This is a genomic window from Pseudarthrobacter sp. MEB009 (assembly GCF_030208875.1).
GTDB lineage: Bacteria > Actinomycetota > Actinomycetes > Actinomycetales > Micrococcaceae > Arthrobacter.
The window spans coordinates 210,504-230,802 of sequence record NZ_JARVTC010000005.1 but is presented as its reverse complement, the minus strand read 5'-3'; the positions used below and the strand labels follow the sequence as shown (position 1 = coordinate 230,802).

15 protein-coding genes are annotated in these 20,299 nt (G+C 57.9%); 10 read left to right on the top strand and 5 right to left on the bottom strand.

Annotated features, from left to right (window positions below; genetic code table 11):
• Nucleotides 1-93: 93 nt before the first annotated feature.
• Nucleotides 94-1,299, bottom strand: a complete 1,206-nt coding sequence (locus tag QRN07_RS04785) for a MinD/ParA family ATP-binding protein (RefSeq protein ID WP_285240474.1) — start codon at nucleotides 1,297-1,299, stop codon at nucleotides 94-96.
• A 605-nt stretch (nucleotides 1,300-1,904) separates the two neighbouring features.
• Complete coding sequence (locus tag QRN07_RS04780) at nucleotides 1,905-2,720, bottom strand: MBL fold metallo-hydrolase (protein WP_285240473.1); 816 nt, start codon at nucleotides 2,718-2,720, stop codon at nucleotides 1,905-1,907.
• A gap of 739 nt (nucleotides 2,721-3,459) precedes the next feature.
• Here QRN07_RS04780 and QRN07_RS04775 point away from each other — a divergent pair.
• Entirely contained in the window at nucleotides 3,460-3,606 is a 147-nt protein-coding gene (locus tag QRN07_RS04775) for a hypothetical protein (RefSeq protein WP_285240472.1), read from the top strand.
• 2,264 nt (nucleotides 3,607-5,870) lie between these two features.
• Complete coding sequence (locus QRN07_RS04770) at nucleotides 5,871-6,872, top strand: hypothetical protein (RefSeq protein WP_285240471.1); 1,002 nt, start codon at nucleotides 5,871-5,873, stop codon at nucleotides 6,870-6,872.
• A 112-nt stretch (nucleotides 6,873-6,984) separates the two neighbouring features.
• Here QRN07_RS04770 and QRN07_RS04765 read toward each other — a convergent pair whose 3' ends face one another.
• The 3 genes from QRN07_RS04765 to QRN07_RS04755 are packed head-to-tail and all read right to left on the bottom strand — an operon-like array spanning nucleotide 6,985 to nucleotide 10,723.
• On the bottom strand, nucleotides 6,985-8,394 hold the full coding sequence (locus QRN07_RS04765; protein ID WP_285240470.1) for a dihydrolipoamide acetyltransferase family protein: 1,410 nt from the start codon (nucleotides 8,392-8,394) through the stop codon (nucleotides 6,985-6,987).
• Between the two features lie 2 nt (nucleotides 8,395-8,396).
• The gene (locus QRN07_RS04760; protein ID WP_285240469.1) at nucleotides 8,397-9,509 is read right to left on the bottom strand and encodes an alpha-ketoacid dehydrogenase subunit beta; all 1,113 of its coding nucleotides are present in this window, start codon (nucleotides 9,507-9,509) and stop codon (nucleotides 8,397-8,399) included.
• Complete coding sequence (locus QRN07_RS04755; protein ID WP_285240468.1) at nucleotides 9,506-10,723, bottom strand: thiamine pyrophosphate-dependent enzyme; 1,218 nt, start codon at nucleotides 10,721-10,723, stop codon at nucleotides 9,506-9,508. Before QRN07_RS04755 ends, QRN07_RS04760 begins: the two co-directional genes overlap by 4 nt.
• 160 nt (nucleotides 10,724-10,883) lie before the next feature.
• Here QRN07_RS04755 and QRN07_RS04750 point away from each other — a divergent pair, with 160 nt between their 5' ends.
• From QRN07_RS04750 to QRN07_RS04715, 8 genes are all read left to right on the top strand, one after another.
• Nucleotides 10,884-11,348 carry an Lrp/AsnC family transcriptional regulator gene (locus QRN07_RS04750; protein WP_285240493.1) on the top strand — a complete coding sequence of 155 codons (465 nt, stop codon included), beginning with the start codon at nucleotides 10,884-10,886 and terminating at the stop codon, nucleotides 11,346-11,348.
• 215 nt (nucleotides 11,349-11,563) lie between these two features.
• Nucleotides 11,564-13,024 carry a tyrosine-protein kinase domain-containing protein gene (locus tag QRN07_RS04745; protein ID WP_285240467.1) on the top strand — a complete coding sequence of 487 codons (1,461 nt, stop codon included), beginning with the start codon at nucleotides 11,564-11,566 and terminating at the stop codon, nucleotides 13,022-13,024.
• A 229-nt stretch (nucleotides 13,025-13,253) separates the two neighbouring features.
• Nucleotides 13,254-14,282, top strand: a complete 1,029-nt coding sequence (locus QRN07_RS04740) for a glycosyltransferase family 4 protein (protein ID WP_350224279.1) — start codon at nucleotides 13,254-13,256, stop codon at nucleotides 14,280-14,282.
• The gene (locus QRN07_RS04735; RefSeq protein ID WP_285240466.1) at nucleotides 14,279-15,340 is read left to right on the top strand and encodes a polysaccharide pyruvyl transferase family protein; all 1,062 of its coding nucleotides are present in this window, start codon (nucleotides 14,279-14,281) and stop codon (nucleotides 15,338-15,340) included. The genes QRN07_RS04740 and QRN07_RS04735 overlap by 4 nt, the downstream gene beginning before the upstream one ends.
• Complete coding sequence (locus QRN07_RS04730; RefSeq protein ID WP_285240465.1) at nucleotides 15,337-16,230, top strand: glycosyltransferase family 2 protein; 894 nt, start codon at nucleotides 15,337-15,339, stop codon at nucleotides 16,228-16,230. Before QRN07_RS04735 ends, QRN07_RS04730 begins: the two co-directional genes overlap by 4 nt.
• A 635-nt stretch (nucleotides 16,231-16,865) precedes the next feature.
• On the top strand, nucleotides 16,866-17,354 hold the full coding sequence (locus QRN07_RS04725) for a glycosyltransferase family protein (protein WP_285240464.1): 489 nt from the start codon (nucleotides 16,866-16,868) through the stop codon (nucleotides 17,352-17,354).
• Nucleotides 17,355-17,412: 58 nt separating this feature from the next.
• Nucleotides 17,413-18,885 carry a lipopolysaccharide biosynthesis protein gene (locus tag QRN07_RS04720; RefSeq protein ID WP_285240463.1) on the top strand — a complete coding sequence of 491 codons (1,473 nt, stop codon included), beginning with the start codon at nucleotides 17,413-17,415 and terminating at the stop codon, nucleotides 18,883-18,885.
• A gap of 99 nt (nucleotides 18,886-18,984) precedes the next feature.
• A complete protein-coding gene (locus QRN07_RS04715) occupies nucleotides 18,985-20,262 on the top strand; it encodes an O-antigen ligase family protein (RefSeq protein ID WP_285240462.1) in 1,278 nt (425 codons plus the stop codon).
• The last annotated feature ends 37 nt before the right edge of the window (nucleotides 20,263-20,299 follow it).

Below are 20,299 nucleotides of genomic sequence, written 5' to 3'. Positions count from 1 at the left end.
CGGGTAAGGGAGGAGATTAACTCAAGAATGGCGCAGGTTCCCCAAAACTCAGGTCACATCGATTGGGGAACCTGCCATCGGAGGTTGGCCTGCTTATCGGTATCCGTCCACAATCGCCGCTGCGATTTCCTTGTACGCGCGCTTCGTTTCCGGCTTCAGAACGTCCAAAGTGACCAGGTCGCCGTCAGCCACTCCGCGGTCGTGCGGGACGGCAATAAGTTCCCGGCAGATTCCGGCCAGGTGCTCCTCGATGGCGTCCTTGTCCACGCGAGACGACACTTCGTCCTTATCGGTGATTACCACAATGGCGTTCCTTGCAAGTTCCGCGTAGCCGTGGCTGGCCAACCAGTGGAGGGTGCTCCGGGCGCGCTTGGCGCCGCTGACCGCGTACCCTGCAGCGATCACCAGGTTGTCGGCGGACTGCAGGATGCCGCTCATCGCGTTGTGGGTTACGCCCGTCCCGCAGTCGGTCAGGGCAACCGAGTAGTAGTTGGAGATGAGCTTCCTGATGCGCAGGTACTCCGCCGCGGTCAGGGAGTCCGAAACCTCCGGATCCTGTTCGCCGGCGATCAGGTGCAGCCTGCCGGCGTGATGCATGTACCGGGCCAGCGATGTCAGGGAATCCACTGAATCGATGTTCTCCAGCAGATCAGAGATGGTCCGTGGGCTGGACTGCTGGTAGAGGCCCTCACCCAGGGCTCGCTCCACCAAGTCGCCGGAATCGGGATTGGCGTCGATGGCACAAGGCGCGTCGCCCCGGTATTCCGCCAGTGTCAGCCCGACCCCAACTGTGGTGGACGTTTTGCCGATGCCGCCCTTGAGGCTGAGGACAGCCGTGTTGTAGCTGCCCTGCAGCTGGCGGGAGATCCGCTTGGCCAGCTCATCTTCCTGGCGCTGTTTTGATCCGGGACCCAGGTTCCAGGATCCACCCGTCATCGCATAGATTGCGCCCCGTACTCCACCCACGGGCCGGGGCTTCTGCTCTTTGACGAAGAGGCCCGGCGAGCTGATGAAGTCTGGCATCGGGCTGCCGGCAATGGTCTCCGCCACGGTCGGCCGGGCACGGCGGAACGAGGGGGTTTCGGGTCGAGCCGCGTTGGCCTCGTCGGCTTCACCGGGAGTTGCAGTGGTGATGGTCGGTTCAACAAACCCAGCAGATGCTGGTCGGCGGGTTGGCGCCGGCACAGTGGTAGACGGTTTGGCCGCGTCGGCTGCTGCTGCCGCTTCCGCCCACGAGGTCCGCCTGCTTTGCGGCTTGGAGTTGGCTTGGCTTGCGGGGTCCGGTGTGGCGGCTGGCATGGTTCCTGTCCGGGCATCCGTCGGCCTACTGTCGCCGCGACGGAGGTCTCGGCGACGGCGCGGCGACGGCTGCCCTGCATGTTCTACATGGGCGCGTGCGTTCTGATCCGCCGGATCGGGCATGTCGGGTCCCCCAAAACGTTGGCAAGAATTACTGCAGCACTTGGTTCAGTGAGTAAGTCTAAGCGGTTTGGGGCGGCAGCAACTTTAGAGCCGGTAAAGCGCTGCCGCTACGACTGCTGCAGTAAGGACAAGCAGGACGGCCAAGGTCGTGTACGACACCCAGCGTGGGCGGCGTTTATGCGGATTAATGTCAACGTACGGCATGACTAACGGCGGTTACCTCTGTAGTCGAGTGGACTGGAGACGCGGACGGCACGGCGCTTGATCCGCAGCATCTGATGAAGGATAACGAACGGCACCAGTAGTGTCCCGAGCAGAGCGAACAGAGCCAAGGCATAGTCGGATAAAGCCACGTGAACCTCCACTACTAAGGGTGCTTTCTCTGTTGCGACTTAACCATGCACCCTGAGGATTGACAAATCGTGTCAAGGAACGGCTATGCCAAGTCGCGGGCACGCGCACCAGAGGATTCACCCCAGCCTTCAGGACTCGCGGCGGATGTCCTGCAGCCGCTTGATGAACCAGCGGGACTGTTCCGGTCCGTAGGGCAGCACGGGGATGGCCTTGGTGGCGTCGGACGGAGTATCCCTGATGGACTGGGTTGCCTGGCGCACGGCCGTGGTCATGGTGTTGGCCATGGTCTTCACGAACTGGTCGCTGCAGGGCTGGCCGTGCCCAGGGATCAAGAATTCGTAGCGCAGCCGCAACGCAAAGATGTGGCGGAGGGAATCGGCCCATTCCTCCGGAAAGGCGTCCTCGAAGGACGGGTGCGCGCCCTGCTCCACGAGGTCGCCGACGTAGAGGGTGGTGGTCGTGCCTACCAGGAGGTCGCCGTCGGTGTGGCCACGGCCCAGGTAGAAGAGGGTGGCCGTGGTCCCGCCGAGGTCCACCAGCACCGGCTGGTCGCGGACAATGGCGTTGGGCACTACAAGTTCCACGTTGGCGCCCTCGCCGGTGGACATTTCCGGTTCCAGGGTGCCCACGAAACGGCGCTGCAGGTCCCCGCGTTCGTCGATCTCCTTGGCGCAGTTCTCATGCGCCCAAAATTCGGTAACGCCCTCTGCCGCGAACACCGCGTTGCCGAAAAAATGGTCGTAATGGGCGTGGGTGTTGACGACAACGAGCGGCAGCTGGGTCTTCTCCCGGACCGCGTCCAGGATCTCCCGCCCCTGCCGCGGCCCGCAACCGGTGTCGATCACCATGGCCCGCTCGGATCCCACAATCAGTCCGGTGTTTAGCAGGGATCCTTCGGTGACCAGCACATAGTTGTCCGCGCCGACTTCGAGCCATTCCGACATTGTTTCTCCGTACCTCCGGCAAATCAGTTTGCGTTCGTCTGGCGTCGATTCTAACCATGGAGCCTTGGAGTTTCCGGGAGGCGGAGCGGGTACGACGGCGGGGACGCGGCCGCCGCTGGCCCCGCGGACCGCAGCCAGCGGACATGCCGACGTCCTGCGCAGGATGTGGTGCATGGGGAATCACGAAGCCACGGCCGGTGGGGCTTCATCGTCGGTTGGTCCGCTGACTGGAGAGCTATGTGTTGGAGTTGAGGGACGACTAGCCGATGGAGTATCGCTCCTTCAGCAGCAAGCCTTGGGACCGCAAGATGTCTGTGAGGCACGGCGACCAGACTTGGGTTTAGGACTGGTTCTTAAGGCTGATTACAACACGTGACCTAAAGGCACGCACTGATGTTCGCAGGTATTTCATCCACGGAGGCATGAACGCAGGCGCGCGACCAGCGAAACCGACAGCCCACGGCGGAGTGGCCGGCAGAGTCAGCGACCAGCACAGCGCTGATACCGATGGCTTCGAGTTCGCGGCGGAGCAGCACGACGTCCGCGACGGAACGGCACGGAACCACGACGATTCGTGTGCGCGCTCACGCCAGCTGCGCCAGCCACCACGAAACCTGAAGTACAACATCCACCCCTCCCGGAGGGCGAGCACCGTAGGAGTCCTTCGGCCGCAACCGGCTCGCAGTCGCGTCCCGCATTGTTTCCCCTGATGAAACGCATGCCTGCGTAGTATCTGGCTATGGGTACAAAACAGCACAAGACATTTTGCGCCGCGTGCGGCACGACCACCAACCACGTGACCATGTACCGGACGGCCGACGACAGCAGCTCGCTGGTGGCTACTGTCCAGTGCTTCGAACACTCGGATAAGCCCGCCTTGAGCTGACGGAGCCTTGCCTTGAGGTGGACAAGCTTTCCTCACTGTGCCAGCAGCACATCGGCATTCAGTGGAAGCGAAAGGCGATTCCCGCTCAACTCCGTCGTCAATCCGCCCGGTGCCACGGTAGAACGTCCAATCCCAATTGGGGATCAGTGACTGAGCAAGAACAATGCTTAGAAAATGCCATGGGTACAACGGGAAGATGCATATGCTAGGGCGAACCGCGCCCCGCTTCGGGCGAGAGGGTATCGACGCAACTACATCTCCTCTTGAAGCCAAGAAACCGAAGATAAACACCGGACGGCGGTCAGTACTACTTGGGTTTCTTTGCGAAGCACACTACGAAACATGGGTAGGCCCGAGTAGTCCACTGAATATGAGCGATGAAAAGCACGTAGTACATACTGGGGATCGCATCTATTTCGCTGATTAGTCTTTGGCCATGTTGGCAACCAGAACAGATGATCACCGCGGCAGCTCCCTGCGGGTTACAACGTTTGCGAAGCATCCAATCCTCGGCATGAACGCCGGATTATCTATGCGGACTCTTGCAGGTCCTACCATGAATGCGATAAAAACAACGTTCGGTTGCACGTCCAATCCGAGGCGACAGTCGTGACAGAAAACCGTGATATTCCAGTGGCCTTAGTCAATGGCGTAGCCCGCCGGCGCATCCTTCGATTCGGGACTCTAGCGACGGCTGCTAGTGGGGCATCGGCCATAACGGCTTTAGCTGCCAAGCCAGCCAATGCCACCGTGCAAACACCATCAGTCGTGCCGACCGATACCTACGCAACAACGGAGCAGCTTGCGGACGCTGTAGGAAGACCGTCTGGAGTTTCTTTGACGACAGACACAACGCTCACACCCGTGGACGCGGGCAAGGTGCTCACGTTCACCGATGCGGCCGATCACACCATAACGGTCCCCCTGGCGTCCGGAGCAGGAATACAGGCTGGAAGTGAAGTTGATGTTGTCTCCGCGGGAACGGGACGGGTTAGGCTGAAGCCTCCCACCGAGAACTTATGGCCGTATCCCGACTCCGAAGTCGGTGCACTGGGCATCTGGTACGGCCGGGCTGGTGCAACATCGAGCGTGGCTGGCGCGGGACCCGACGGCTACAGTGTTACTCGATCCAAGGCCACCAGCGCCAGTCCAAGCGGCGCCTTTGGCATGTACAGCCAAGTAGTGAAACTCAAGGATGTAGGGCTTCGCCCTGGTGATCAGATTTCCGGTCGTATGTGGATGTCTCACAGTTCGGCCACGACGAACGCTCGTTTCGAGATCGCCTTCACTACCGGCGCAAGCGTCATTGCTAAAGCACCGCAACCGGCTCGTTCGGGAAACGGCGTTAGAAATGTTGTTGGTCTTTCCGTCCCAGTGGGATGCGACGGACTTCAACTATTCGTGTACTCGTCCGCGTCGGCGGCAGGTCAGACACTTGATATAACCCAGGTGATGATTGCAAAATCTGCGGGACCCCTAAGCCCCTACTTTGACGGCGACCATCCCGGCGGATTCTGGCTAGGCACGCCACACGCCTCAAGCAGCTCTAATGGCATTCTTGTCGGGGACCGAACAGTACCCAAGCGCGGACGCGTACGCGTCCGGCATATTGGTGGGAATGTTTGGACTATTGCCACCATGGGCGTTCCCGACACCGTCCTCACAGAAGATACCGTTCTTAGTATCGACCGCGATAACGGTCAAGGTGGGCTCATGGGACCGGCAAGACCCATAGGTTCTACGGTTGCAGCACTCGTTCCAAATACCTGTTACGCAGCAAGGATTTGTCCTTCCAGGCCAATGATCATAAAAAGCATGGGCTTCAGGGTAATGTCACCTTCCAGTTCTGATGACCCAATTGAGGTAGGGATCATAGATTCAGCAGGTACCCGGCTAGTGAGCTCCGGTGCCATACGTGGGAAACTAAATTCCGGGGGCACCAAAAACGTTTCCATTCCGGACACCATGCTCCAATCGGGCGCCGCCTATTATCCATTCCTGTCTGCTCAATCCGCGGCTTCTTTGCTACACGCAATCGTGCTGGGGGACGCGTTTGGAACGGCAATGCCGCTGGCTGAGGCGATGGTGAAGTCTTCGTCATTCCCGGTTGGACCTACGATGACCGGCATGTCTGTGGCACACAGCGCTCCGCTCATCTGGGTCCGGGAATCATGACCGGTATCCGACGGATCTCACGACGTTCCATCAGTTCGCCGCTCCTTCCCTGGACACCTCCAAAGCTGGAGAGTCCGAGGATTATCGAAGTGACATCTGACCCATCGACAAGGTATGTGGAACTTGCCGACGGAGAAGACCTATTGTTACGTGCAACCCACCCAGTCCGCTTTGCGGCCGAGGCTCCTTTCGGACGTTACGCCGACGCAATGGTCACCATTGTGGGAGGCAGGAATGTGGTGATGATCGGCGCTCACTTCATAGGGGAACGCAGCCCAATGGCGAGCGTTGCCGCGGAAGTTGGCAGGGAAGATACCGTCATAAAAGTAACTACTACTGCAGGGTTTCCGCCCTCGGGCCAGCTACGCTGCGATGGAGAACTGATGACGTACACGAGTCGGACTTCCAACTCATTTATCGTCTCTGCCCGACGAGCAGGGTATTTCTTGGATTCCAAAATATCGTCCGACTCCCTGCATCGAGTGGGATCACCGATTTATCTCGGCGAATACTCAAGAAGTGCGTTGTCTCTAAGATCGCAGACAGGAGCTGTACACATCGAGGGGTTCCAAGCGGACGGTTTTCTAAATGATGGAATTCGCATCAGGGGTTCAGCCAGCACCACGGTGACGCTGCAGAACTTTCGAATTGGCCCCGTGACCAACCATGACCCAGTCGGTTGGACGGACGGGCATCCCGATTGTATTCAGACTTGGGGCAACGGCGTTGGCCACCTCCGCCTGTCTCATGGAACCCTTATAGCCGGGAGAGCCGGAAAGGGAATCGAGAATGCAGCGGATACTACCAGCGGCAAACCCGTTGGAAGAATCACGATGCTCAATACAGAAATCGTCGACGCCGGCACCACTTTCTTGCTGTCGAACCGCTCGCCAGCAACGCAGTGGGAAGTTTGCAACTCTTGGCTCGTCACCGACCTCCCGAAGAAAACCGCCGTCCGAGGTTCAGATACGGCAGACGACGATGCGTTCAGGGAAATGATCGGCATTGAAAGCGCCGCAAACGATCAAGCGTTCGTCATGGGTCAGACAAGTGATGCACCGTATATAAGTCCAGGCTATCTGCAACCGTGATGCTCCACTTCACCCTGAGGGAAACTGTTTGACCTCCGCCCGATTTACCGTCAGGACTGGGTCAGCCCAGAGACCCTGACCGGATTGAACACGGCCGGGCGATCACACGAAGTCACAGATCGCATAGGGCTATCTCCGGACTCTCTAGGGTGTCCGCGACGAACCTCAAGAACCCACCGGCAGTCCCGCCGTCACATACCCGGTGATCGAAGGTCAGTGTCAACTCCGTGACCTTCCGTACGGCCAATTCACCGTTGAATACCCACGGCTTGTCGATGATCCGGCCGATGCCAAGTATCGCCACTTCGGGGTGGTTAATGATCGCGGCAGAGCCGTCGACGCCGAACACGCCGTAGTTGTTCACGGTAAACGTACCGCTCCCAAGCTCGTTGGGACTCGCCTTGCCCTCTCGGACAACGTCCGTGAGCCGCCGAATCTCCACGTCCAATTCGCGTGCGCTGAGTTTCTCTGCTGCACGAATCGAGGGGACCACGAGTCCGCGGTCGGTCTGCGCGGCGAATCCGAGGTTGATCCCCTCGAACGCCACGATCTCTTGAGATCCGTCGCCCGCAGTCTCAATCCGCGTGTTCAGTTCGGGATACTTCTTCAGGCCCGCCGTGACAAAGCGGGCGATGAAAGCCAACAAGCCAGGTGCATGACTTCCGCTCCCCTTGAGCCCGTCGCGAAGCTCCACGAGGGCGGTTGCATCAACGTCCACCCATACCGTGGCTTCGGGTATCTCAGACCGGCTGCGGGTCATATTCGCGGAGACAGCCTTGCGGACTCCCCTGACCGGTGTCCGGGATGTGATGCCGAGACCCGTTCTCGTGTCCACATTGCTTTGGACCTCGACAGATCCCAACTCCGTGCCGTCGGTTCTGGGCTCAGTCGAGACCGACTTCGGGATCCTGATTGCTGCTTCGACATCCTTACGCATGATCAGCCCGCTGTCTCCCGACCCATGGATCTCGCCAAGGTCCACACCGTGTTCCCGGGCCATCCGCCTAACGAGCGGAGAAATAACCGCGCCGAGTTTTCCTGGTACCCGCGAGCGCAGAAGAGATAGGTCAACATCCGCAGCTTTGATACTGTCCGTCGCCGAGGCCGTCGGGAAGGATTTATGTGGGGCGACAGCGGCAGGCCTCCAAACTCGGGTCCGCCGGGCGACGCCCTGTCCGCCCGGAGTGCCGTATCCGATAAGCACGTTTCCCGACCCCGCCATTTCTTCTTCGCGGTAGGTATTGGCTTCCGCTTCTGCTGGCTTTAAGGACGCAGCGCCGCCGGGCGAAACCGATATGAGCGGCTTGCCGACATCCAGCGTCTGACCGGGTTCCCCGTGGAGTACGGCTACGGTACCGGCATAAGGCGACGGCACCTCTACAACGGATTTTGCGGTTTCCACTTCGGCGATGGGCTGGTCCACCCGGATCTCATCTCCAACGGACACGAGCCAGTTAACTAGTTCCGCTTCGGTGAGGCCCTCGCCCAGGTCCGGAAGGAGAAATACATTCATCTCAGTCATGATCAGTTCTCCCACTGGAGGTTGTCTACGGCGTCGAGGATGCGGTCTACGCTGGGAAGGTAGTAGTGCTCAAGCTTCGGAGCCGGGTACGGGACGTCGAATCCCGTAACCCGCCGGATTGGGGCGGCAAGGTAATGAAAGCATCGCTCCTGGACCCGGGCCACAATCTCAGAGGAAACAGACGCGAATCCATGCGCTTCGGCGATCACAACGGCCCGGCCAGTCTTGCGGACTGACGCACAGACGGTTTCGTCGTCGAAGGGAACAATCGTGCGGACGTCAATCACTTCCAGAGACCGTCCTTCCTCGGCTGCCGCAGCGGCGGCCGCTAAAGCGGTCGGAACCGACGGCCCGTAGGCGATGAGCGTGGCATCTGTGCCCGCCCGCGCGACGGCAGCTCGCCCCTCCGAGGACGCACCAGACTCTGCATCTTTGGAATACTGGTCTCGGACTCCGTCCAGATCGACCATGTCCTTGGACCAGTAGAGCTTCTTTGGCTCCATGAACATGACGGGGTCGTCTGAGTCAATGGCTTCGCGGAGCATGCGGTAGGCGTCCTCAACGGTTGCGGGAGTGAAGACTTTTAGGCCCGCGGTGTGAGCGTAGTAGGACTCGGACGAGTCGCAGTGGTGCTCCACTCCCCCTATGCCCCCTGCATAGGGGACGCGGATGACCATTGGCAATTTGAGGGCACCCCTGGTGCGGTTGTGCATCTTGGCCACATGGCTGACGATCTGTTCGAACGCCGGGTAGGCAAACGCGTCGAACTGCATTTCGATCACGGGGCGCAATCCATTGATCGCCATGCCCACCGCCATGCCCACAATCCCCGACTCTGCCAGCGGCGTATCGAAGCAACGTTGCTCACCGAACTCCCTGGTGAGGCCATCGGTGATACGGAAGACCCCGCCGAGCGTGCCCACGTCCTCGCCGAAGACCAGGACGGACGGATCAGCGCGCATGGCGTCCGCCATGGCGGAGTTCAACGCTTTAGCCATAGTGATGGATTGCCGACCGAATACATCCGCTGGCGCAGCGGCAGAGCCGGCAGCCCTTGCGGTGCCTCCGCTGACGTTGCCGTTGGCCTCGGACGAGGTGGTTGCCGTCGGGCTCATTTCGCTGCCTGCTCGGCTGATGTTTCCCTGGCAAGTTCGTCAGCAAGCATGGCCGCCTGTTCCTTCAGCTGTGCTGTGGGGACAGCGAACACGTGACGGAAGAGGTCCTGCGCGTCCACGGGGACGTCCTCGCCCAGGCCCCTACGAAGTTGGGTGGCAATCTCCTCAGCGTGGGCAGCGATCCGGGACGCGCCATCATCGTCCAGCAGCTCGCGATCGGTGAGGTAAATCCGCATCCGACTGATCGGATCCTTGGCCAACCACTCGGCTACCTCGCTGTCCTCGCGGTAGCGGGTGGCGTCGTCGGCGTTGGTGTGGGCCTGCATCCGGTAGGTCTGTGCCTCCACAAGGAGTGGGCCGGAGCCTTCCCGGGCAAGTTTGACCGCACGGTCCAGTACAGCGAGGAGGGCGACGACGTCGTTGCCGTCCACGCGTTCACCCGCCATGCCATAGCCCACAGCCTTGTGCGCCAGCGACGGCGCCACGGACTGATGCGCGAGCGGCACCGAGATGGCGTATTTATTGTTCTGGACGAAGAACACCACTGGCAGGTGGAAGACGGCTGCGAAGTTAAGGGCTTCATGGAAGTCTCCCTCACTAGTGGCACCGTCGCCGCACATTGCCAGAACCACGGTGTCCTCGCCACGGAGCTTGGCCGCGTGGGCAACTCCGACTGCATGCAACAACTGCGTTGTAAGGGGTGTGCATTGGATGCCCACCTTGTGTTTGGCGGGGTCGTAGCCGCCGTGCCAGTCTCCGCGGAAGATGGTCATGGTCTGCACGGGATCAACGCCCCGGGCCATAACCGCGACGGAGTCGCGGTAGGTGGGAAACATCCAGTCGCCGTCGGCAAGGCATAGTGCGGCTGCCACTTGGCAGGCTTCCTGACCATGGCTCGACGGGTACACTGCCATTCGTCCTTGGCGGACAAGCGCCGAGTTCTGGTCATTCACACGCCGCCCGATCACGAGCTGCTCGTAGGCTGCCATCAGTTCCGCGTCGCCCGGTACGGGGTACTCGTGGCCTGGTTCTGTGCCCTGTTCGGTATCTGCTTTGAGCTGGCCCTCCGGGTCCACCATCTGGATCTGGTGCCGAGCGGGGAGCATGTAATCCTCCACCGTAATGCCGAACTTACGTACAGCTTCGGAGGCAGCGTCCCCAGTTGGCTGCTCAAGCGTCGGATGCAGTGGAGGATGGTCTGCGGAGATCGTCATTGGTCCGTCCTTCTGTAGCCAGTAATCACCCCAAGTATCGACCTTTTGCGCGTTTCGTATCCAGCAAATGAAAAAATCATAGAGAACTACGTCGATATGACCTAGTCTTGTAGACGAATTGTAAGAACCACCGGACAACTACGCTTGAGAAATGGACGAAATGGCCGCAATGGATGCAGTGGCTGAGCCTACGGCTCTGGACGACATCGACCGCAGGATCATTTCGGAACTCACCAACGACGGCCGTATGTCCGTCACCCAAGTTGCAGAGAAGGTGCATATCTCCCGCGCTCATGCCTATACCCGAATCGGGAGGCTCACCGGCGAGGGAGTGCTCACCAAGTTCACAGCGTTGGTGGACCCAATCAAGGCAGGCCTAAAGTCATCGGCCTACGTCACGCTTAAAGTGAGCCAACATTCGTGGCGCGAGCTTCGTGAGCAACTACGCGCGATTCCGGAAGTGCACCACATCGCACTTGTGGGCGGCGATTTTGACGTAATTCTGTTGGTCCGAGCAATCGATAACGTAGACCTCCGCCGCGTGATTTTCGACCAACTTCAGTCGATGCCGGGCGTACTGGATACACAAACGTTCCTCATATTCGAGGACGTTGACACTCGCTAGGTCCACGTTGCCAATGCATTTTGATCCACGGGTATCCAACCACGTACTACTCGATGTAAGACACAAAAATGTCCACTTTACGATTGTCAGTAACGTGCGGCCAGACGGCAGTGGCCCGTCACAGCCTGACGGTATGATGTGGATGACCATAAGAATATTGCCGTTCTGGTGCATGCCGTCGGCAGACTCCAGGCATCTATACAGGGGGAACCGGCTTGGATCTTCACGACTATCTCCGCGTATTGCGGCGCCACTGGATCGTAGTTGTGGCCGCGACGTTGGCCGGATTGCTTGCTGGTGGTGCCGCGTCCGTATTAGTGCAGCCCACGTACAAGGCAGACACGCAACTTTTCGTGGCCATTCAAAATTCCGGATCAGTCCAAGAGATGCAGCAAGGCAATACGTTTAGCCAGGCCCGGGTGCAATCATATGTAAAAACTATCCGGACACCTGTGGTGCTTCAACCGGCCATAGATGCGCTTGGTCTAGACATTACTTCCGACGAACTCGCTAGAAAAGTCGAGGCCAGCACGGAACTCAACACGGTCCTCATAACTATCTCTGTCGCAGACACCTCACCTGTCCAGGCCGCGGCCATCGCAGAAGCCATCGCGAACAGCCTGGTTAAAGCGGTAGAAATGCTTGAGAGGCCAAAGACGGGCGGGATGTCTCCAGTTGGCCTCTCAATCATCGCGCCCGCCGCGGCCCCCGCGTCGCCGGCCGCGCCTAACACACGGCTGAATCTGCTGCTAGGACTTCTCTCTGGAGCTGTAGTTGGCATCGGGGTAGCGCTTCTTAGGACGAAATTGGACGACCGAGTTCGCGGCGAGACTGATCTTAGGGAAATCACCGACGCCCCCCTTCTTGGCGGAATCTCATTCGATCAGGACGCCGCCAAAAGGCCGCTCCTAACTCAGGCCCGGCACCAAAGCCCCCGAGCCGAGTCATTCCGCCAACTTAGAACAAACCTTCAGTTTGCTTTTGTTTCAGGGCGGGCCAAGTCAGTTCTCGTATCCTCATCGCTTCCTGGAGAAGGCAAGAGCACCACGGCTACAAACCTTGCCATTGCGCTAGCTCAAGCCGGGCAGTCTGTCTGCCTAGTTGACGCTGATCTACGACGACCAATGATCAACGAGTACTTAGGACTGGACAGAAACGCCGGTCTGACGACTGCACTAGTCGGGGATGCCGACCTGAATGATCTACTGCAGCTGTGGGGTGACGCAAACCTTTGCGTGCTCACCTCTGGCCAGATCCCTCCCAACCCGAGCGAACTACTTGGCTCCCAAGGCATGAGCGATCTTTTGCAGAGCCTTGAAGAGGCCTTTGACACGGTAATCATTGATGCTCCTCCGCTCCTTCCCGTGACAGATGCTGCGGTCCTATCACAGCACGTGGGCGGTGTGGTGTTGGTCGTCGGAACAGAAAAAGTACATCGCCGCGACTTGGAAAAGTCCTTGAACGCTCTCGAAATGGTCGGTGCCAATGTCCTAGGCGTCGTACTCAACCGGCTTCCTGTCAAGGGCCCCGATGCCTACGCCTACAGCTACTACACTCATCCCGACCGGCCTGAGTCGAAAGTTGAAAGCACACCGTCGCATCACTCTTCCTCTGACAGAGAACTGTCTAGGCGGCCGGCACGAACTCTCCCTCGAGTACCTGCGGACCACAACTAGTCAATTAATCCGTGTTCGTCCGTGGACGGTGAACGCCCAGGTATGTAGCGATCGCTGTTGAGACTCAAGGTCATCGCGCGGTAAATCCGGCGAGGCATCACCCAGGAAACTCATATCTTCGAGCACTTGGACTTCCACACCAACCCGATTGATCCTGCCGCCTGAATAGACCATCAGTTCATGGCAGCAAGCGCACCCGTCGGAATTATCAGAACCCAGGGGGGCATAAATGAAGGTCCTATTTCCGGATAGAATTATCAATCGCCACGTCGGCGGTAACACGACTTATGCTCGTGAGCTTCAAAGCGGACTCTCGATGCGCGGCATTGAGACCGGAGCTATACCTAGCGGACCTCACCCGATTGCAACCATGTTGATGGAAACTGCGTGGGGGCTAATTCCTCGGTCATCATCAGTGCTGCACTACTCCGCGGACACGGGCCCCCTGATTCGATCCAGGGTTCCGTCCGTGGTGACGGTGCACGGCGTGGCTAGCCGCTGGACGTCGGTTGCGAGAAACCCTCGCCAAGAAAGCCAATGGCGTTTTCGGGTCAAGAAGGCCATAGATTACACCCACGAAGTCATCACGGTCTCCGAATCTTCCGCCGATGACATTTCCGAGGTTTTCGCCGTCCCCCGAGACTCAATCAAGGTGATTCACCACGGGATCGACAGCGCGACTTTCAGCGCCTCCACTCAACTTTCAGGCACCACCTCTGCAAAAATACCCGAGAATTTTGCCCTCTACTTGGGAAATATAGAGCCGCGGAAAAATATTCTGGAGCTTGTGCGAGCTTTCCAGACCCCGGAAATGCTATCCCTTGGACTTCAATTAGTTATCGCCGGAAGGCCCGCGTGGAATTTTGACGAAGTCATGCAGGCTATAGATGCAGCAAGAAATGTCACATACGTCGGGTTCGTCAGCAATGAAGACCGAATCGCGCTAATGCAGAAGTGTTCCATATTCGTATTTCCCAGTCTTTATGAAGGGTTCGGCTTTCCGGTTCTCGAAGCGATGGCGGCTGGAGCGCCGGTCGCAACCTCGCGCAAGGGTTCACTTGCCGAAGTCGCGGGACCCGCGTGGGAAATTGAATCCCTGGACGCGGCCGGTATAGCCCACGGTATTGAGCAAGCCCTTTCCGACGAAGACTGGCAGAAATCGGTAAAGGCGGAAGGCCAAGCCTGGGCTTCTCAGTTCACTTGGTCCAAGAGCATCGACAGCCACTTGGAAACCTACGAACGATTGGCCAGTAAATGAGAGTCTTGGTCCTCCATGCTTACAGCGCTACAAACGCCGGAGACGGCCTGCTCGTTGAGGAGACCGTCGAGCTGCTCCGGGAGGCATTGCCCAGCCCGGACATAACAGTGGCAGCACTGCACCCAGGAACGTTCGACATTCCCGGAGTCCGAATCATCAACGCAGCGCCGAGCATACGCGGGTTCTCACAAGAATTTAGAGCAGCTATAGGGTCTATTTCGTCTTTCAGCCTTGTCGTAGGGGTTGGTGGCGGATACATTCGCGCGGGTCATCCTATGGAGACCGTAAAAATGCTGGCGACCCATGGCTACCAGCTGCTGAGGGCCAGCATGTCACGAGTGCCTTCAATTTACCTTCCGCAAAGCATCGGTCCACTTCGCTTTGGAAGTCTCCCGGTGTTGAGAAGCCTGCTGGGGAAAATCGGAAAAATATACCTCAGGGACGACCGGAGCGTCGGCGAGCTCGGTCTCGATAACACCATGAGAATCCACGACCTCGCGATAATGAGCGGCCATCGGCAGCCTCGTGATCACGTGGATGTAACTCCGACACCGGTTCTAAGTGTCCGCGCAGTCCGGGGGACGATTAGCGATCCCGTTCGACGACTAGCGGCCGCGCTGCCAGCATTCGATGGCTACGTCCAGAGCCGCGGTGCTGGGAATGATGATACAGCGGCGATGGCATCCCTCGAACCCCTGTCAACGCTCCCTCGGGCCCAACTAATGAGCGCGGACGGTCCAAGACGAGTTGTCGTTGCTGTGCGTTTACACGCCGCGCTCATGGCCATTAACGCGGGCCACTGGGTCGTTCACCTGGCATACGAGCGCAAAGGCTTCGGTGCATTTGACGATCTTGGCATTCCAGAATACGTGTTCAACGTCAACTCATTTGACGTTGAACACGTCCAGGCTCTGGTCTCCGACTTGTTGATCAACCCTGAGCGCCGTAGGCAATACGACCTTCGTCTAGCAGAGTCTCGAGACCAAGCACTCGCAGCGCGCGCCAAACTCATTAGCGATATCCGCGATACCGCACGGCTTCAGGAGACGACGCCTTGAGAACACCAGATGCGCCTGATGCTCCTGAGCATTTGAGATTGGCCGTCGTGATTCCGGCTTTCCGAGCGCAGGAGACAATCCGCACGGCAATATTCTCGGCGCGGGAAAGCGGTGCCGAAGAAATCATTGTGGTTGATGACGGATCGGACGACGGAACGGCAGATATGGCCGAGCGCGCGGGAGCTGTCTGCATTCGTCAGGCGAATTCTGGAGCCGCTCAGGCTAGGAGCGTCGGAGCCAGGGCGGCATCAGCCGAATACATCGTATTCCTCGATGCCGACGACGAACTTATACCGTCCGGGGTAAAGCGTTCCGTGGAGTTGATGGACGAAGATCCAACGCTCGCTGTTGCAGCCGGCACCGTGGTCGGGCTCACTACCACTGGCGAAGAGCGACCCTTCCCGGTCCGATTTAGTCCCGTGCACACAGAATCCCTATTGGTTGTGGGCCACGGCCCGTGGCCACCGTGTGCAGCAGTCGTCCGTCGAGCTGCATATGAGAGATCTCAAAATATCGAACCGCAGGCGCTGAAGCCCCGCTTCGCCGAGGACTACGAAATGCTCGTTCGTCTATCCATGGTAGGCGCCATATCGGTGCGCGATGACCCAACATGCCGCTACAGCTTGGCCGGCGGGAAATCTGTGGTGTCCGCCATTGACGCTATTGAATCCAAAGAAAATATCCGTCAACATTACGCGAGTCACCTTGGACTCGCCATAGAAATTATGACGCCCAGAGAGCGCGAAATGGCAGCACTCGTTCGCGTGGCCCGCTCTCATTGGTCGTCCGGACGACGTTTCTCCGCAGCCAGGACAGTTCTGGCTTGGATAGCTAAAAATCCTTTGACTGCCCTTACGAAGTTGAAGGGACGCCCGTGGAAGCGAAACTAGGAATGGACACCAGAGTGGATTTGACAGCAACTGAGTCCGAGGATCGCGGTAAGGCCGGACGACGGGCAGCTGCCGTTCACGTCTGGGCGACGGGCCAGGACGACAACATCGGGGATTCCCTCCTGCGAAGGGGCTACCTAAACGCTCTACGACAGATCGGCCCGCTCAGTGTCTGGACCGGCCCTGCATCACCCGGGTTTGTATCTGGGCTCGGGTTGACAGACGGAGATTCCCAACGCCATTCATTTACTTCGTGGTACTGGAGCGCTATGAGGAGCGCTCTCCACCGGAGGACATTTGTTGCGCTGAACGCCGGCGAGGTTCCCGTATCGAGGAGGGGCGCGGCGCGCCTTACTTCATTGGCCCTCCTTGTAGGCGTCTGCCGGTTTCGGGGCGGTGGCGGTCTCTGGGTTGGGGCCGGTGTCCCGAACACTCATCCGGCGCTAGTCCTTGCCTACAAGGCAGTTGCATTCTCCAGTGTCTACGTCCGGTGGCGAGACCACATCTCGGAGATTCATGTCGCGAAACGTGGGACGGCCCCTGACTGGGCATTTGCCCTGGGAACACCAGTAGCGGAATGGGCTCTGCCGTCAGTCCGGGACCGCCTCGCCATCGTCCTTCGCGGAGATCGACCGATGCCCTCAGCCGACTGGATCAAGTGGGTTCGAGGACTGGCCACGCAGCATAGCCTGCGCCCCACCATCGTTGTGCAAGTCAGCCGGGACAACGAGCGGGCCCTTGAGCTCGCTGAAGCCCTGTCGGCGGACATAGTCGCATGGAATCAGGAAGATCACTCCGTCCAGGAAGATGCGGCCCGTAATCTCTACTCCAAGACGGCAGTCGTTGTCGGCGATCGCCTGCATGGCCTGATCGTTGCCGCAACGGAGGGAGCGGTCCCACTCGGTTGGATCCCATCGTCGAAGGGCAAAATTCAGAGGCACTTTCGAGTCGTGAATCTCGACTGGGTCGGGAAATTTGAAGGCGCACCAGCAACGGATCTCCCCCCTATTGATCAAGCAAAACTTAGTCAGCTAAGGCTGGATCTGTCGTCGGCTGTTGAAGCTGCCCGTCACGAATTACAGGCAACGACTGCAGAACTTAAGCAGCAATCGGGCAAGAAATAAGTTGTCGGGTCCTCTAAAAAGAGTCAACCAACATGGGCACCGGAATAGGACGACTTCAATGACTACTGACGAGATCACTTCCGATGGCCAAAAGCTTGGTCGCCAGGCGGTAAGAGGAGCATCCGCGACCATTGTGGGTCAACTAGTTCGGCTTGCAGTCCTACTCGCATCGACAGTTGTTTTGGCTCGGATACTGTCACCCGAGGACTTCGGTCTCGTGGCAATTGTCATGAGCGTGGTCGCCTTGGGAGAACTCTTCCGCGACTTCGGTCTGTCGATGGCTTCCGCGCGCTCACTAACACTCTCCCACCGCCAAATGTCCAATCTCTTTTGGATCAACACGATGTTTGGTATTTTTCTTGCTGGAGCCGGGTATCTCCTTGCCAACCCCGTTGCCACCTTATTTTCCCAGCCAAAGCTTCATGAAATTGTTATTGCACTGTCTTTGACATTCATCTTCTCTGGCTTTTCAACTCAGTTTCGAGCGCACATTAATCAGAAATTGATGTTTAAGAAACTGGCATTTGTTGACACCACGCCGGTTGTTGCCGGCCTTATTGGCGCACTGGCCTATGCGGCAATTTTTGGCGCCGACTACTGGGTCCTAGTTATTCAGCAGATCATTACCAGCCTCGTTGCCGCGATCATGGCTTGTACGATGTCCGGATGGTGGCCTGGATGGCCCTCGAGACGCGCTTCCATCCGCGAAGTCGTAAGTTTCGGTCTCGGAGTCTTCGGATCACAGGCCGTTGCTTATGTAACCAAAAACGTTGACAATCTTTCACTGGGGTACGTCTGGGGACCTTCGGTGCTGGGTGTTTATGGCCGCGCGTACCAACTGCTCATGTTACCGCTCAGCCAACTGGCTGCGCCGCTGACGCGAGTTGCTGTCCCTATTCTGACCAGAATCGTAGATGACCGAGAGAGATTCCAACGATTTCTACTCCAGGGCCAGTTAGTCGGAGGTGTTGGCCTAGGCATCATTTATGGCGTTGCTTGCGGGTTCGCTTATCCGTTGGTCGATATTGTTTTTGGAAGTGCATGGATTGGAATGGCACCGATCTTGCAGGCACTGGCTGTCGGTGGTGTCTTTCGAGGATTAAATCAGATTACTTTTTGGATATTTTTAGCAAAAAGTAAGACTGGTGCGCAGTTTAGATTTTACCTTTTATCTCAGCCACTTATTATCATTATAATGTTGGCCGGCCTGCCCTGGGGCGCGCTTGGCGTCGCGATAGGGCACTCACTGGGGTACTTTATAAATTGGATTATTTCCATTTGGTGGTGCGGTAAAGCAACCAAAACAGAGGTAGCCCCGCTTGCCAAGAACGGAGTCGCATCCATTTTGCTGTGCGTCGTTCCAGTTATTACGATAGGTCTTGCTGCGTCGACACTATTGCAATCTTCTTGGCTCGCCATTGGCGTCGGAACTCTGGCAATTGCGGTTTACGGATTTGTAGCATATTTTCTAACTTCTTTTATCAAAGACGTAGTACGATCAGTTCGCGTAGTCTTACGAAGAATTCGCTAAATTGTTGACAGTAGGGACACAATGAGACTGATGCCGCGCCACTCATCAAACACTCTGCGAACACGTAGGCTGTCCGTCGCGACAAAAGCCATCACTTCGATGACGCCGGTCGTTCCATCTGCGAAGGCGACGCTGGGATCGTGGGCTTGGGTCTTGGTTGCAGGAATTGTGCCTGTTTATCGATTTGCTGCCGAATCGGGCATTTCATGGCTGCCCGAGATGATCATCGGTCTCATAGCTGCGTCATTACTTTTCGGACGCGCTCGTTCGCTACCAGGCGCAGCGGTATGGATATTCGCAGGAATAAGCATTGTGGTCGCTGGCGCTATATCCGGGACCTCAAGCAACATCACTGCCAGCCTCCGCACGGCTGGAGCGCTGGCGGTGTTATTGGGTATAACACCTTTCGTTCTGAGATACTACTTTGTTCATTCCAAGTCATTTGCTTCTCGGGCCGCAACCGCCTTCCTGCTCGTTCAGTCCATTTCAGCGATTGCAGCTTTGGCCCAGGTTGCCGGCATGTCAGTTCTGGGTGCTAGCGCAAACAGTGGACGAGCGAACGGTCTTGCAGGACATCCAAATGTGCAGGGCCTTATGTCAGTAATTGCGATTGTGCTGATTATTACGGTCTATCGCTCAGTTAGCCCAAGATTCCGTGCGCTACTTGTTGTCTGTGGGGGTATCAACCTTGCGGCCTTGATCGCGACAGGTAGCCTTAGCTCTTTGCTCTCAATGGCCGCTGCGCTAATCGTTCTAATCGCGGCCCGTCGGGCAGGACTTCGCACCATCTTCATAGGATCGGCTTGCATCGTGGCAGTCATCATGATTTCACTAACCATCGGCTTTGACCCATCGGCGCTATTCGCTCCAGTGAGTCACCGCATCGACGTTGTTACTGGAGAAACTGACGGAGTAGCGTCGCTCGGAATCCGTCAGCAGACATATGCTTTCGCGTGGACCTATATACAGCAGGACCCATTTATCGGCGTCGGAATGGACTCCATGAACCAGGGAACCTTCAACGGCATTACAGTCGTGCATAATTACATCCTGCACGCCTGGTACCAAGGCGGCCTTGCTATGGTCGTCGCCATAGCGGCAATCACGCTTCTTCTTCTCCGCCGGATTGTCAGCGCTATGTCTACCGGCGAGAGGTCCTCTGAGGCCGCAATCATCGCTGCAATAATTGTCTATGCTCTCGGATCAGCATTCTACGATCAGCAGCAGTACTGGCTTCCCCTTCTCTTTGCCACAGTCTCGTCATACTCCTTGCGCGGCGGAGCCAGCCTCAAGAAGGACGAAAGGGCGCAACACGGGCGCCGCGCACCTAAGCAGAGGCACCAGAATCTACACCGTGGCTTGCTATCAAATAACTAGACCAAGTTTGCCGCTGAGTTGATCACAGTACTTATGC